This is a genomic window from Microbacterium profundi (assembly GCF_000763375.1).
GTDB classification, from domain to species: Bacteria; Actinomycetota; Actinomycetes; order Actinomycetales; family Microbacteriaceae; genus Microbacterium; species Microbacterium profundi.
The window spans coordinates 1,544,568-1,557,171 of the sequence record NZ_JPSY01000001.1 but is presented as its reverse complement, the minus strand read 5'-3'; the positions used below and the strand labels follow the sequence as shown (position 1 = coordinate 1,557,171).

General features: G+C 68.5%; 14 protein-coding genes. 1 reads left to right on the top strand and 13 read right to left on the bottom strand.

All coding sequences use genetic code 11. The features are described 5' to 3' along the window. Positions 1 to 107: 107 nt before the first annotated feature. The 10 genes from rplI to JF52_RS0107335 all read right to left on the bottom strand — a co-directional run bounded on the left by rplI (position 108) and on the right by JF52_RS0107335 (position 8,485). On the bottom strand, positions 108 to 560 hold the full coding sequence (rplI, locus tag JF52_RS0107380) for a 50S ribosomal protein L9 (protein WP_033105628.1): 453 nt from the start codon (positions 558 to 560) through the stop codon (positions 108 to 110). 11 nt (positions 561 to 571) lie between these two features. Further along, the gene (gene rpsR, locus JF52_RS0107375; protein ID WP_017829850.1) at positions 572 to 826 is read right to left on the bottom strand and encodes a 30S ribosomal protein S18; all 255 of its coding nucleotides are present in this window, start codon (positions 824 to 826) and stop codon (positions 572 to 574) included. Positions 827 to 885: 59 nt separating this feature from the next. Further along, on the bottom strand, positions 886 to 1,395 hold the full coding sequence (locus tag JF52_RS0107370; RefSeq protein ID WP_033105627.1) for a single-stranded DNA-binding protein: 510 nt from the start codon (positions 1,393 to 1,395) through the stop codon (positions 886 to 888). A 5-nt stretch (positions 1,396 to 1,400) separates the two neighbouring features. After that, on the bottom strand, positions 1,401 to 1,769 hold the full coding sequence (gene rpsF / locus JF52_RS0107365; protein ID WP_033105626.1) for a 30S ribosomal protein S6: 369 nt from the start codon (positions 1,767 to 1,769) through the stop codon (positions 1,401 to 1,403). A 149-nt stretch (positions 1,770 to 1,918) separates the two neighbouring features. Continuing rightward, positions 1,919 to 2,122, bottom strand: a complete 204-nt coding sequence (locus tag JF52_RS0107360) for a PIN domain-containing protein (protein ID WP_152594837.1) — start codon at positions 2,120 to 2,122, stop codon at positions 1,919 to 1,921. Between the two features lie 151 nt (positions 2,123 to 2,273). Next, positions 2,274 to 3,695: a DUF6716 putative glycosyltransferase gene (locus JF52_RS0107355; protein WP_152594836.1), complete on the bottom strand. Its 1,422-nt coding sequence runs from the start codon at positions 3,693 to 3,695 to the stop codon at positions 2,274 to 2,276. Then, positions 3,692 to 4,564, bottom strand: coding sequence for an N-acetylneuraminate synthase family protein (locus tag JF52_RS0107350; protein WP_033105623.1), 873 nt, complete (start codon positions 4,562 to 4,564; stop codon positions 3,692 to 3,694). Before JF52_RS0107350 ends, JF52_RS0107355 begins: the two co-directional genes overlap by 4 nt. Positions 4,565 to 4,635: 71 nt before the next feature. Next, entirely contained in the window at positions 4,636 to 6,084 is a 1,449-nt protein-coding gene (locus JF52_RS0107345; protein WP_084595669.1) for an acylneuraminate cytidylyltransferase, read from the bottom strand. Next, positions 6,081 to 7,508, bottom strand: a complete 1,428-nt coding sequence (locus JF52_RS0107340) for a polysialyltransferase family glycosyltransferase (protein ID WP_033105622.1) — start codon at positions 7,506 to 7,508, stop codon at positions 6,081 to 6,083. The genes JF52_RS0107345 and JF52_RS0107340 overlap by 4 nt, the downstream gene beginning before the upstream one ends. Beyond that, on the bottom strand, positions 7,505 to 8,485 hold the full coding sequence (locus JF52_RS0107335) for a glycosyltransferase family 2 protein (protein ID WP_033105621.1): 981 nt from the start codon (positions 8,483 to 8,485) through the stop codon (positions 7,505 to 7,507). The genes JF52_RS0107340 and JF52_RS0107335 overlap by 4 nt, the downstream gene beginning before the upstream one ends. Positions 8,486 to 8,633: 148 nt before the next feature. Here JF52_RS0107335 and JF52_RS0107330 point away from each other — a divergent pair, with 148 nt between their 5' ends. Next, entirely contained in the window at positions 8,634 to 9,797 is a 1,164-nt protein-coding gene (locus JF52_RS0107330) for a hypothetical protein (RefSeq protein ID WP_033105620.1), read from the top strand. Between the two features lie 70 nt (positions 9,798 to 9,867). Here the strand turns inward: JF52_RS0107330 and JF52_RS0107325 are convergent, their stop codons facing one another. The 3 genes from JF52_RS0107325 to JF52_RS0107315 are packed head-to-tail and all read right to left on the bottom strand — an operon-like array spanning position 9,868 to position 12,478. Beyond that, positions 9,868 to 10,887 carry an LLM class flavin-dependent oxidoreductase gene (locus JF52_RS0107325; protein WP_033105619.1) on the bottom strand — a complete coding sequence of 340 codons (1,020 nt, stop codon included), beginning with the start codon at positions 10,885 to 10,887 and terminating at the stop codon, positions 9,868 to 9,870. Next, complete coding sequence (locus JF52_RS0107320; protein WP_033105618.1) at positions 10,884 to 11,567, bottom strand: alpha/beta hydrolase; 684 nt, start codon at positions 11,565 to 11,567, stop codon at positions 10,884 to 10,886. Before JF52_RS0107320 ends, JF52_RS0107325 begins: the two co-directional genes overlap by 4 nt. Beyond that, the gene (locus JF52_RS0107315; protein WP_052166827.1) at positions 11,564 to 12,478 is read right to left on the bottom strand and encodes a VOC family protein; all 915 of its coding nucleotides are present in this window, start codon (positions 12,476 to 12,478) and stop codon (positions 11,564 to 11,566) included. The genes JF52_RS0107320 and JF52_RS0107315 overlap by 4 nt, the downstream gene beginning before the upstream one ends. Positions 12,479 to 12,604 lie beyond the last annotated feature (126 nt).

Sequence of the window (12,604 nt, the reverse complement as noted above, 5' to 3'; positions counted from 1 at the left end):
TGCCATCATGCCGGCGCCGCACGCACACGGCATCCGGATCATCGTCGCAGGAACGCAGAACGCCCCCTGTCCCGAAGGACAGAGGGCGTTCCGAAAGGTGTTGCGGACTACTTGGCCGCGACGACCTGGAGGGTGATGACGGCCACGACGTCTTCGTGCAGACGCACGGTCGCCTCGTGGTCACCGGTCGACTTGATCGGCGAGGTGATGGTCACCTTGCGCTTGTCGATCGTGCCGAGACCGGCAGCCTCGACAGCGTTCGCCACGTGCTCGGTCTTGACCGAACCGAACAGGCGTCCGGCGCCGCCGGCCTTGACGGCCAGGCGGACCTTCGTGTCCTCGATCTTGTCCTTGAGAGCAACGGCCTCGTCGCGATCGTGGATCGCACGCGACTTGCGTGCGGCCTGGATCGACTCGACCTGCTTTGCGCCACCACGGGTCCACGCCGTAGCGAAGCCCTGGGGGATGAGGTAGTTACGGGCGTACCCGTTCTTGACCTCGACCACGTCGCCGGCGCTTCCGAGCCCGGCGACCTCATTCGTGAGAATCAGCTTTGCCATGTCGATACCCCTTAGCGGCCAGCGCCGGCGTAAGGCAGGAGTGCCATCTCGCGTGCGTTCTTGATCGCCGTGGCGATCAGACGCTGCTCCTGCACCGAAACACCGGTGATACGACGGGCGCGGATCTTGCCGCGCTCCGAGACGAACTTGCGAAGGGTTGCGACGTCCTTGTAGTCAATGACGCCGACCCGGATCGACTTCGCGGGAGCGGTGGGCTTGCCACCCTTCCGCGGCTTGCGGCGGTCGCCGCTCGACTTTCCAGCCATGGTTATTCCTTAAGATGTGTGCTTCGACCCTTCGACAGGCTCAGGGATCGAAACGGAGTTTAGAAGGGGGTGTCGTCGCCGAAGCTGCCAGGAGTGCTCCAGGCATCTGCGCTGGTCGAGGAACCGGGCGTTGACCACGGCTCCTCCGACACCTGCTGCTGCTGCGCGGGGCGCTGTCCTCCACCGCCGCCACCGGCACCGCCGGAAGCGGCACGGGTGACCTGTGCCGTCGCGTATCGCAGGGACGGGCCGATCTCGTCGACCTCGAGCTCGATGGCCGTGCGGTTGTTGCCCTCACGGTCCTGGTAGGAGCGCTGGCGAAGACGACCCTGCGCGACAACACGCATGCCCTTCGTCAGTGAACCCGCCACGTGCTCGGCGAACTCGCGCCACACGGACGCACGGAGGAACAGCGCATCGCCGTCCTTCCACTCGTTCGCCTGACGGTCGAAGGTTCGCGGCGTCGATGCGATGGTGAAGTTCGCCACCGGCAGCCCGTTCTGCGTGTAACGCAGCTCGGGGTCGGCCGTGAGGTTTCCCACCACGGTGATGACGGTTTCGCCGGCCATGAGCCTTAGGCCTTCGCTGCCTTGGCAGCCTTGCGGGCTGCCTTCTCCTCGGAGCGCTTGGCTTCGAAAGCGACCATCGCCTGAGCTTCTTCTGAGCGAAGAACCTTGGTGCGCATGATCTGCTCGTTCAGGCCCAGCTGGCGGTCGAGTTCCTGCGTGGCAGCGCTCGTCGCGGTGAAGTTGACGACGGCGTAGATGCCCTCGTTCTTCTTCTGGATCTCGTATGCAAGACGGCGCTTGCCCCAGATGTCGACCTTGTCAATCGAGCCACCATCGTTGGTGATGACCTTCAGGAACTTGTCGAGCGTAGGGGCTACCTGGCGCTCGTCGATCTCGGGGGTCAGAATGACCATGAGTTCGTACTGGTGCGTCACTTACCCACCTCCTTCGGACTAGAACGGCTTCCGGGCATTTCCCGAAAGCAGGAGGGTGTGTGCACGTGCCCGGCCGTGCGCGCAGGATGCACGCAGAAGACAGACAACCTGGACAGTCTAGCGGAGGCGCGGGCGTGTCGCGAACAGCATCAATCGACCGACCCCCGCGAGACCACCCAGCGATGCACGAATGCCGGCTCGATGGCGGCGATGCTTTCGAAGTCGGCGTCGTAGTGCACCACGCTCACGCGCCGGCCGTCCGTGCTGTACCGAAGCGCGGTGGCGGCGATCTGCAGATCGACGGCAAGGCGCGCCACCTCAGCATCCGGCTCGAGGAAGATCTTCGCCTTCATGCTCGCATCCGCGAAGCCCCACCCCTCGCGCACGTGCCAGAAGAGTTTCCCGGCTTCAGATGCACCTCGACCCGCGAAACTCTTCCGGCAACAGCTCCCCGGCCAGGACCCCACGAAAACGTTCAGACAACCGCCGGCGAACGGTCCGGCCTCAGCGGCGGATCGGGTCGTGATGCGGCGTCGGCTCGAGCGTGTAGTCGGTCGTGGCGTCCGACCACGTGTCCTCCCCGGCCTTGCCGCGCGCCCGGCGCATCGACAGGATGCCGTTCACGAGCGGTGCACCGATGCCCAGCGCGACACCTCCGAGCAGCGAACGATCCTCGCCCGCGAGCACGCTCTTGCGGTGCCACGCGGCGTGGAGGGCACCGCCGCGACCGGTCGGCACGACCTTCGCGCGCAGGCGCCCTTCGCGGCGCAGCGCGACGAGTTCCTCGACGCAGCGCCACCAGTTCGTGTGCGATTCCGGATGGAAGTAGTTGTCGCGCTGCCAGCCGGCGAGCGGATGCCGGAACCTGCGTCCGACGACCTCCTCGGCCCCGCCCAGCAGCCCGCTGCCGGTGAACACCGTGTTGAGCAGGGCCTTGTGCACGCCGAATGTGTCGAGCGCGATGACGGGGACCTTCTGCGCGAGCGCCTCGATCGCCGCGGTCGAGCTGACGGTCACCAGTCCCTCGGCACGTGCGAGCGCCGTCGACATCGGTTCGTGCGAGATGACGAGGTTGCCCGGTCGGTCGGAGAGCAGATCGGCGTAGGCATCACGCTCCAGATGAGCCTCGGCCTCGCCAGGGCGCGAGCGCAGCTTGACGACGACGCGCTTGGCCGGATCCGCGACAGCCGCAAGGCGCAGCATCTCGGCGATCTGCTCGCGCTCATGCCGCGCCGCCGGAACCAGTGCCTGGGCGGCGAACACGAGATCCGTGCCACCCTGTCCTGCGATCGGCGCGGCGGCCTGCGCGGCGACCGCGCGCGCGGCCCGTGAGGCGCCACCCGTCGACGCACCGACCAGTTCGCGCTGCGAGACGCGAACCGACCCTGCTGTGACAGCATCCGGCGCCATCTGCGCGAAGGGAAGGACAGCGAGCGCGGTCGGCACCTGGATGCCGATGCGGCGGCCGAGCTCAGCGAAGGCGCGCTCCTCACGGTGCGAGTGCACGACCATCAGATCGCTCTCGCGCCGGTACTCGAGCGCACCGCGCTGCGCCGGGATCGACATGCCCGGAAGCCCGCTCACCACGACCGGCCGGTTCTCCAGCCGGTCGATCTGGCGTGCGATCAGCCGCACGAACGGTCCACGTCCGGAGAGCACGACCACGTCCGGCTGGTGTCCCCTCAGCCATCCGTGCACCTCGTCGAAGCCGAGCCGCGTGGTGTCCGCAGCCGTGAAGCTCGTACCCGTGAGGGCCGTCTGTTCCTGGGCGGCGCTCACCGTGAGCGGGGTGCGCACCAGCAGCATGTGTCGGCGGATGCCCCCGACACCCGACAGCAGCGACGCCGACCACTTCACGAAGGAATCGGCGTCGGCGATCGCGACGACGCGCAACTCGGCCGTGCTCACAACCGTGCTCATGCTCATGCCGGAACGCGACGCAGCTTCGCCATGGGGGCCTGCTCGCCGGGGAAGACGCGCTTGACGCCGTCGCCGAGTGCCGTCTCGATCACGCGGATGTCACGCACGAGGTGCGAGAGTCCTGTCGGCTCGAGCGATGCGGCGTGGTCGGATCCCCACATGGTGCGATCGAGCGTGATGTGCCGTTCGACGGCCACTGCGCCGAGCGCTATGGCCGCGAGCGAGATCTGCAGTCCGCGCTCGTGTCCGGAGTATCCGATCGGCACACCGGGGTAGCGGTCGCGGAGCGTCGTGATGACGCGGAGGTTGGCCTCCTCCGGCTCCATCGGATACGTCGACGTCGCGTGCATGAGCACGACCCGGTCGGTGCCGAGGGTCTCGAGCGCGCGATCGATCTGCTCGATCGTCGACATGCCGGACGAGAGGATGATGGGCTTGCCCGTCTCGCGCAGTGCGGTGAGCAGTTCGAGGTCGGTGACGCTGGCCGAGGCGACCTTGTGCGCGACGACGTTCAGGTCTTCCAGGAATGCGACGCTGGGCACGTCCCACGGCGATGCGAACCAGTCGAGCCCGCGCAGCGTGGCGTGGTCGCCGACCTCCACGTACTCATCGCGGCCGAACTCGACGCGGCGGCGGTAGTCGAGGTAGGTCATGGTGCCCCACGGCGTCTCTCGCGGCACGTCGCGCATGTGCTCGGGAGTGGCGATCTCGGGGGTGCGCTTCTGGAACTTCACCGCGTCAGCGCCGGCCTCCGCCGCGACGTCGATGAGTCGCTTGGCGATGTCTACATCGCCGTTGTGGTTCAGGCCGATCTCAGCGATGACGTAGGCGGGTCGACCGCCTCCGATGACACGTGATCCGATGCTGACAGTCATGGTGCTCCTCCGGTCGTCGTACCCCTCATTCCTGAGTACGCCGCGACTGTGAACATCACGCGAACCCGCGGTTACCGGGGCCGGTCGGCTGTCAGAACGCGCTCGATGAGCTCGCGCACCGCGCCTTGCCCGCCCGACTTCGACAGCACGACCCTCGCCGCAGCGCGTACCTCGGGATGCGCGTTCGCGACCGCAACGGGCCAGCCCACGATGCGCATGGCCGGCAGGTCGTTGACGTCGTTGCCGAGATACGCGATGTCGGCGAGGGCGATGTCGTTCTCGGCGGCCCATGCGGCGAGCGCCTCTTCTTTGTCGTCGACGCCGTGCAGCACCGGAACGCGGAGCTTGTCGGCTCTGGCCCTGACGACCGGATTGACCTCGGTGGAGAGGATGAGCATCGGGATGCCGGCACGCCTGAGCCGCGCGACTCCCATCCCGTCCTCTCTGCTGACACGCACCTGCTCGCGGCCTTCAGCGTCGACCATGGCGGTGTCGTCGGTGTGCACGCCGTCGAAGTCGGTGACGACGGCCGTGACCGCGATGCTCTCGCACTGGTCCACGAGTGGGGCGAGAGCGGATGCCGCGGCGAGCTGCTGCTCGTCGTCGATCTCGATCGCCGTCAGCTCAGGGACCTCGACGATCCCGATCCGGCCGAAGAAGCGATGCCTGGCCCGGCGGAAGCCGCCCGCCTGGAACACGTAGAAGGCGCCGGTCTCGAGGTAGTGCGGTTCGCGGTCCTGGCGGCGGGGGCGGTGGGCGGCGTCGTGGTTGATCGCCTCAGCGGCAGCGTCGCCGTCGCCGTCGCCGCCGGAGCCGGAGCCGGCGCCGCCGCCGGAGTCGGCACGCCGCCAGAGGAAGCCGTACGTCTCGTACGCCGAGAACATGCTGTCGTATCGGCCCGAGCGCACCCCGTCGACTGCGACGTCGATGCGGTCACTGGGGATGAACGGCGACGTCGCCTGGATGAAGACGACGACATCCACCAGCTCGCCCGCGTCTTCCAGCGCGTCGAGCACGTGCAGCACGGCACTCTCGGATGACGCGGTGTCGCCCGAGATCTCGGCAGGACGGCGGATGACGCGCGCCCCTGCCGCGATGCTGAGTTCGGCGATCTCGTCGTCGTCGGTCGAGACCACGACCAGGTCGACCAGCTCGGCGGCTGCAGCCGCCCGCGCTGCGCGCTGGATGAGCGGGATGCCGCCGACGCGGCGGAGGTTCTTGCGCGGAACTCCCTTCGATCCGCCGCGCGCCGGGATGACCGCGACGGTGAGGCCGCCGAAGGGTTCCTCCCGCTTCGACAGGCTCAGCGATCGGGCCTCGTGGCGAATCGGTCCCTCAGCCGGAGACGATCCCTCAGCCGGAGACGAACCCTGAGCCGGAGACGATCCCTGAGCCGGAGACGATCCCTGAGCCGGAGACGGTCCCTCAGCCGGAGACGATCCCTGAGCTGGAGACGATCCCTCAGCCGGAGACGGTCCCTGAGCTTGTCGAAGGGTCGGCACTTCTTGTGATGAGGTCATAGCCCGCGCGCCACCTTCCATACCCGTGCGGCGCGGCGGCGCGCACCCTTGATCGTCAACCGGATCTCCTCGGCCCTGCCCACCCCCCCGACCGAGCGCAGTGCACGACGCACGATCGGCTCGGCGGGCGCGCCGGGCAGCCGGAGCTCGATGAGCCGTTTCCGAGCGAAGTAGCGGTCTCGCTCTGGCTGATCGAGCCGGCTGAGCAGCTCTTCGGCCCGAGGCCGCAGGTGCGCGGCGATCTTCGGCTGCATCGCATACCCGACGGCGTCGATCAGCAGCTGCAGTTGCGCCGGGTCACGGTAGCGGTCGTCCGTACGTGTGAGCGCGTCGACGATCGTGGCCGGCACGCGGTTGCTGTTCTCATACGGGGTGAGCCTGCGCAGCACCGTCTGCGTGCCGGACGACGCGACGGGCCGGCCGAACAGCGCCTGCACCGTCGGGAGCGCGGTCGAGAACCCCGCGACGACACCGGCGACATCCAGGCGTTCTGCGACGAGCTCGGCCGACTCGACGCCGCGGTACTCGACGAACTCGGCCCCGTGGCTCTCGGCTCGTTCCCGCACGGCGTCGGTGACCAGCGACGGTGCGGACGGATGCGGCTTGAACACGATGCGCCGCGGATGCCACGCCGCCGCCCGATCGATCATGTCGCACTGCATCGCGATCTCCTCCGCGGCCGATACGAGGCCGAGGGCGGACAGGTACTGTCCGAGCACCAGCGCGGTCGGTGTGCCGTCGGCGAGCGCGTCGAGCTGCGGGTCTGCTGCAGTGGTCTCCAGCAGCACCTTGCGGAACGCGGCCGGGGGCACCGGCATCCGCTCTGCACCACCGGCGCCGCCACGAGACCGAGCCTGCGGCACGAGACGTGGCATGCCCGGCTCGGTCTCGCGCGGCGGAGTCGGCCTCGCCGCACCGAACACGAGCGGCTCGACGCCGGGTACGACGTCGGCGTACACGACGCGGCCGACCCGTTCGACGACGGTGCGCGGCAGCTTCACGCGCATCGGCGAATACGTCATCAGTCCGTCGCCGATGACAGTGATGCTCGCATTGGGGAACAGCGAGAGCAGGGTGCGCGCGGGGGCGACCTGCGGACTCTGCACGAACAGTTCCAGATCGTCGTCGAGGTTCCAGGCGCGCGCCAGGAGGCGGTTCAGGATCGGAAGATCAGCTGCGACCGGATGCCAGGAGCTCGGATGCCGCGGCGACAGGATCTCGTCGAGAGGCTCGATGCGGTCGAAGCGCGCGCACAGCGACCGCAGGTTCGGCTGCTCGTGGATCGCGAGGCTCGTCTCGGGTATCCGCGCGGAGTTCACGGGTACGAGCACGCGCTCCTGCCCCGCTTCGATGATCCCCTCGTCGAGTGCGGCTGCCGCCGTCGTGAGTCCGTACGCGCTGTGCAGGACGAAGAGCTGGGTCATCTCGCGTGTCCCGCCTCACGCAGAGTCCGCGCGAGCACGCGTCGCTTGGATCCCTCCAGGCGGTCGAGCGCATGCGCGACGTCTGCCGGTTGGAGGGTGGTGAGCAGGTCGCGGATGCTGCCGCGCATCTCGCGCCGCAGCGACGGGGCCATACGCCGGGACCGCACGATGTGATGCGAGCTCAGCGCGAGGGCCGTACGAACCACTTTCGGCATGAAGAGGTCTGCCTCGGCATCCTGCTCCACGATCTGCACCACCTGCGCGAGCGCGCGCGGGAAGTCGAGCTGGCGCCGATCTCGCACCTGGGTGAGCGAGGTCGCGATGCCGCGGCGGTAGAGCAGGGTCGGCGCATCGACGACGGCGAATGACGACGCCTGCAGGTGCAGCCGCCAGATCCATGGGCGGTCCTCGGCGGTGAAGAGACCATCGGGGAACGCGGCGAGGCCCTGGTCGAGGATGCGCCGGTGGAACATGCCCGCCCACGCGTACGGGTAATCGACCATCGTCGTGTCATCGGCGGGAAGGATCGCGTCGCGTGGCGATGCGACGGCGCCGCGCCAGGCGAAGGGGGCGCGCACGACCCTGCGTGCGGATCCGGTGACGCGCACGTGGTCGGTGCGGAGGAAGTCGCATCCGAGTTCGCGCAGCCTCGAGGCGAGCACCTGCAGGCGGCGCGGCTGCATCCAGTCGTCGCCGTCGATGAAGCAGAACGCATCGCCCTCGACGTGCGCGAGCCCCTGATTCCGTGCGCTCGCCAGCCCGACCGGTCGTGGATTGACGAGCACCTCGGCGTGCGCGAACCGCTCGGCGTAGCCGCGCATCCGATCGCCGGTGCCGTCACTGGATCCGTCATCCACCGCGACGAGCTTCAGCGAGGCCGGATCGTCGAACTGGCGCAGCAGCGTCTCGAGGGTCGTGCCGATGTAGGGCGCAGCATCCTTCGCGGGAAGGATGACGGTGACGAGCGGTGTGCGCACTGGGCTCCCGGTGGGTGGATGGCGTCCGGAATCGTCGCATTCGCACCTTGCGGTCTGGTGGCGTCGGGGTGAACGGCGAGTGACGCCCCCACATGTTCGAGAGGTGCACGGTTGTGGCGCGCGCCCGGGTTAGCGTAGGCGGGTGAGCATGCCCTCTCCTCAACCGCTGAGCTTCGACGCCCGCGCCCTCACCGAGCCTGTCGACCCGCGTGCGGTGCGCGCCTTCAGCGCCGCAGCGCGGGCAGGAAGCGCCTCGTCGACGTCCGCGACGAAGGTCATCACGATCGTCGTCGCGTCGTTCATCTCACTGGTGTTCCTGACCATCCTGATCCCCACCGTGTCGTTGCTCATGGCCGGTATCAGTCGAGGCGGGCCGCTCTTCATGCTGTTGCCCGTCGTGATCATCGCGGTGATCGTGATCGGCGGAGGGCTGCTGGTCTGGTTCTCATTCCGCAACCGCAGAATCGCGAACTATCGCCTCAGTCGTTTCGCCGCCGCGAACAACATGACCTACGCAGGTGACGTCGACGATCCGCCGCTGCCCGGCATGATCTTCACTCTCGGTCGGGCGCGCAAGGCTGATCAGCTCGTCCGCGGGCACAGCCCCCGTTTCGTCGAGTTCGGCAACTACCAGTACACGACCGGTTCGGGTAAGAACTCGACGACTCACAAGTGGGGCTACGTCGCCGTCAAACTCGATGTGCCGCTGCCCAACATCGTGCTCGACGCCCTCGGCAACAACGCGGTGTTCGGCACGAACCTTCCGGCATCTTTCCAGAAGGAGCAGAGGCTCTCGCTCGAGGGGGACTTCGACAAGTACTTCACGCTGTACTGCCCGGCGGGCTACGAGCAGGATGCCCTGTATCTGTTCACGCCCGACATCATGGCGCGCTTCATCGACAATGCAGCGCAGCTCGACGTCGAGATCGTCGACGACTGGCTCTTCCTCTACACGAAGCGCGAGGCGTCGACGCTCGACCCGAACACGTGGGCGTGGCTGTTCGGCGCTGTCGGTGCTCTCATCACGAAGTTCGACCAGTGGGCCAGGTGGCGAGATGACCGCCTGCTCGAAGAGCAGGGCCGCCCCTACTCTTCCGCCGTCGCCGGCGACCAGGCGGATGCCGGGATGACCGGCGGTGCGCCGATGGCCGGATCGAATACGCTGCCGTTCGCGCCCCCCGCCGGGATGCTGACGCCGCCGCCAGGGGTGGCCAGGCAGGGGCGTCGGCTGAAGCGGAGCGGGCCGTGGGTCGCGATCCTGGTCGTCGCGCTGTTCGCCGTGGGGTGGATCTTCCTGCGGGTGCTCGCGTAGCACCCGTCTCGCGGCTGTGGCGCGCGGGCGACATACGGGTGACGCGCCGGCAGACGACACTCGGGGGGCGTTACGCGAGCGCCTTGCGAACTGCGGGCAGCACCTCGGTCGCGAGAAGCTCGATCGAGCGCAGGGTGTCGCGCTGGCTGATACCGCCGAGGCCGACCTGCGCGAGGAAGCGCGTGTGGCCGAGCATCTCGTTCTCCCACAGGATCTTGTCGACGATCTCGGCGGGGCTGCCGGCGAACAGCGCTCCGCCGGGGTTCGCCCAGGTGTCGAGGGTTTCGCGGTCGAGGTGCCCGCCGCGCGGCATGTTCTCGGCGAAGTACGCGGCGTAGTGCGGGAAGAATGCGTCGCGTGCGGCCTGCGTGGTCTCGCCGGCGTGGAAGTGCGAGGTCACGCCCAGCTGCGGCGCCTCGTGGCCCGCCGCGGCGGCGGACTCGCGGTGCAGAGCGGCGAGCCCGCGGAATCGCGTCGGGGCACCAAGGATCGCAAGGTACATCGGCAGCCCGAGGGATCCTGCCCGGGCAGCGGATGCCGCAGTGCCGCCGACCGCGATCCACACCGGTAGCTTCTCCTGCTGCGGGCGCGGGTAGACGCCGGCATCCCGGAGCGGAGCCCGAGTCGTTCCCGACCAGGTGAGCTCGCCGCTCTCGCGGGCAGCGAGCAGAAGATCGAGCCGGTCGTCGAAGTACTCGTCGTAGCGCTGCAGATCCTGACCGAACAGAGGAAACGACTCGACGTAGGCGCCGCGACCAGCCGTGATCTCTGCGCGGCCGCCGCTGAGCAGGTCGAGCGTCGCGAACTCCTCGTGCAGTCGCACGGGGTCGGCGCTCGAGAGCACCGTGACGGTGCTCGTCAGGCGGATGCTCTCGGTCTCACGGGCCGCGGCGGCGAGGACCATCTGCGGCGACGAGACCGCGAAGTCGGGACGGTGGTGCTCGCCGACGCCGAACACGTCGAGGCCCGCCTGGTCGGCGACGCGCGCCCACTCCAGAAGCTGCTCGAGACGCGCGGAGGGGTCGGTGAACCGGCCGCCCGGGGTGCGGCTCAGCTCGCCGAAGGTGAAGATGCCGATCTCGAAGGTCACAGCGTCGGCTCCGCGAGTGAAACAGGCCCGGCCGCCTGAGACTGGTCGTGCGAGAGCTGCAGGGCCAGGAACGCCTGCACGTCGGCCAGCTCCTCCTGGTTGATGCCGTGGCCGAGGCCGGGGTACTGGCGGGCGTCGAGGGTGGTGTGTCCGGGCGCCCAGGCGTCGGTGCGCTCCACAGCTGCGGGCGCGATCACCTGGTCCTCAGCCCCGCGGCCGAGGAACATCGCCGGGCGCGCGTCGCGCAGCGCAGCATCCGCCGGCTGCTCACCGCTCGCGACGAATCCGCCGAGGACCACCGGCGCGAGCACGCGCTCCGGCGCGGTGCGCAGCAGCTGCGTGGCCATGAGGCCGCCCTGCGAGAAGCCGATCGGCACGATCCGCGTTCCGTTCGGCACCGCGGCGTCTACCCACGACCAGATCGCGGCGGTCGCGGCATCCAGAGCGTCTGCGTCAGGATGCCCTGGCGTCACGATCCGGAACCACGCGTAACCGCCCGGCATCACCTCGATCGGCGCTCGAAGCGAGGCCCACGGCAGTCCGTCGGGAAGAGCGGACGCCAGGGCGGTGAGGTCGCGTTCATTCGAGCCGTACCCGTGCAGGAAGAGGGCGACGGCCGGGACGTCGCCGGGGAAGTTCTCGGAGGCGATGGCGTTCAGGTTCACGGCTTTCAGAGTCATCGTCCCAGCACCTCGTCGACGTCGGCGCCGGGCAGGGCGATCGTGACCTGCGTGTTCCACGGGTCGGCGATGGTGACGGCTCGGCCGTCGTCGGCGAACTGCAGTCCGCGTGCCTTGAGGCGGGTGACAAGCGCATCGAGGTCTTCGCGGTCGGGCACGGTGATGGCGACGTCGCCGAGGCCGAGTTGCGAGCCCCGCGGGCCGGCACCCGAGCTGTTCCAGGTGTTCATGGCGACGTGGTGGTGGTAGCCACCGGCCGAGGCGAACAAGGCGCCCGGGTAGGTGGCGACGGTGGTCTCGAAGCCGAGGGCATCGACGTAGAACTCGCGGGCGGTGGCGATGTCGCCGACCTGCAGATGCACGTGGCCGACGGTTCCCGCCTGCTTCGCCACGGATTCGATGACATCCTCGCGGAGGTGCTGCTGAAGATAGGCGTTCGGGTCGAGATGCAGAGTCGACATCTGCAGCTCGCCGTTCACGTACTGCCACTCGTCGCGGGCGCGGTCGACGTACAGCTCGATGCCGTTGCCCTCGGGGTCGGTGAAGTAGAACGCCTCGCTGACGAGGTGGTCGCTGGATCCGGCGAAGTGTCCGCGATTGTCCTGCGCGGCGCGGAGCACGGTGGCGGCGAGTGCGGGGGCATCGTCGAACAGGAAGGCGGTGTGGAACAGGCCGGCCTGACGGGGGTCGACGGCCGGGAGGCCAGGAGTCAAGACGAGTCGCACCATCGGCGTCGTGCCGCGGCCGAGTACGCGGTGCACCTCGGTGCCGCGGCTGCGCTCCTCGATCGGGTCGAGCGCGAGGGCGTTCGTGTAGTACGACGACATGGTCTCGAGGTCGCCGACGCGAAGGGTGACGGCATCCATCGCGGTCTGCGCATTCAACGTACGGTCTGTGGGGGTCGCGGTCATGGTGTCTCCTCTGCGGACGTATTTACTTGCAGGTGCAACCAATCGTGATGCAGGAGTATTCCCTCGGTGCCGGCACTGGCACCGAGAGCGCGACACGGGTCGATTCGCTCTCTGCCGCCTTTCCCG

Excerpts from the sequence above, each read along its gene's own strand:
- rplI (WP_033105628.1), bottom strand. The coding sequence starts at position 560 with ATGGCAAAGCTGATTCTCACGAATGAGGTCGCCGGGCTCGGAAGCGCC.
- rpsR (WP_017829850.1), bottom strand. The coding sequence starts at position 826 with ATGGCTGGAAAGTCGAGCGGCGACCGCCGCAAGCCGCGGAAGGGTGGC.
- JF52_RS0107370 (WP_033105627.1), bottom strand. The coding sequence starts at position 1,395 with ATGGCCGGCGAAACCGTCATCACCGTGGTGGGAAACCTCACGGCCGAC.
- JF52_RS0107360 (WP_152594837.1), bottom strand. The coding sequence starts at position 2,122 with ATGAAGGCGAAGATCTTCCTCGAGCCGGATGCTGAGGTGGCGCGCCTT.
- JF52_RS0107355 (WP_152594836.1), bottom strand. The coding sequence starts at position 3,695 with ATGAGCATGAGCACGGTTGTGAGCACGGCCGAGTTGCGCGTCGTCGCG.
- JF52_RS0107350 (WP_033105623.1), bottom strand. The coding sequence starts at position 4,564 with ATGACTGTCAGCATCGGATCACGTGTCATCGGAGGCGGTCGACCCGCC.
- JF52_RS0107345 (WP_084595669.1), bottom strand. The coding sequence starts at position 6,084 with ATGACCTCATCACAAGAAGTGCCGACCCTTCGACAAGCTCAGGGACCG.
- JF52_RS0107340 (WP_033105622.1), bottom strand. The coding sequence starts at position 7,508 with ATGACCCAGCTCTTCGTCCTGCACAGCGCGTACGGACTCACGACGGCG.
- JF52_RS0107330 (WP_033105620.1), top strand. The coding sequence starts at position 8,634 with ATGCCCTCTCCTCAACCGCTGAGCTTCGACGCCCGCGCCCTCACCGAG.
- JF52_RS0107320 (WP_033105618.1), bottom strand. The coding sequence starts at position 11,567 with ATGACTCTGAAAGCCGTGAACCTGAACGCCATCGCCTCCGAGAACTTC.
- JF52_RS0107315 (WP_052166827.1), bottom strand. The coding sequence starts at position 12,478 with ATGACCGCGACCCCCACAGACCGTACGTTGAATGCGCAGACCGCGATG.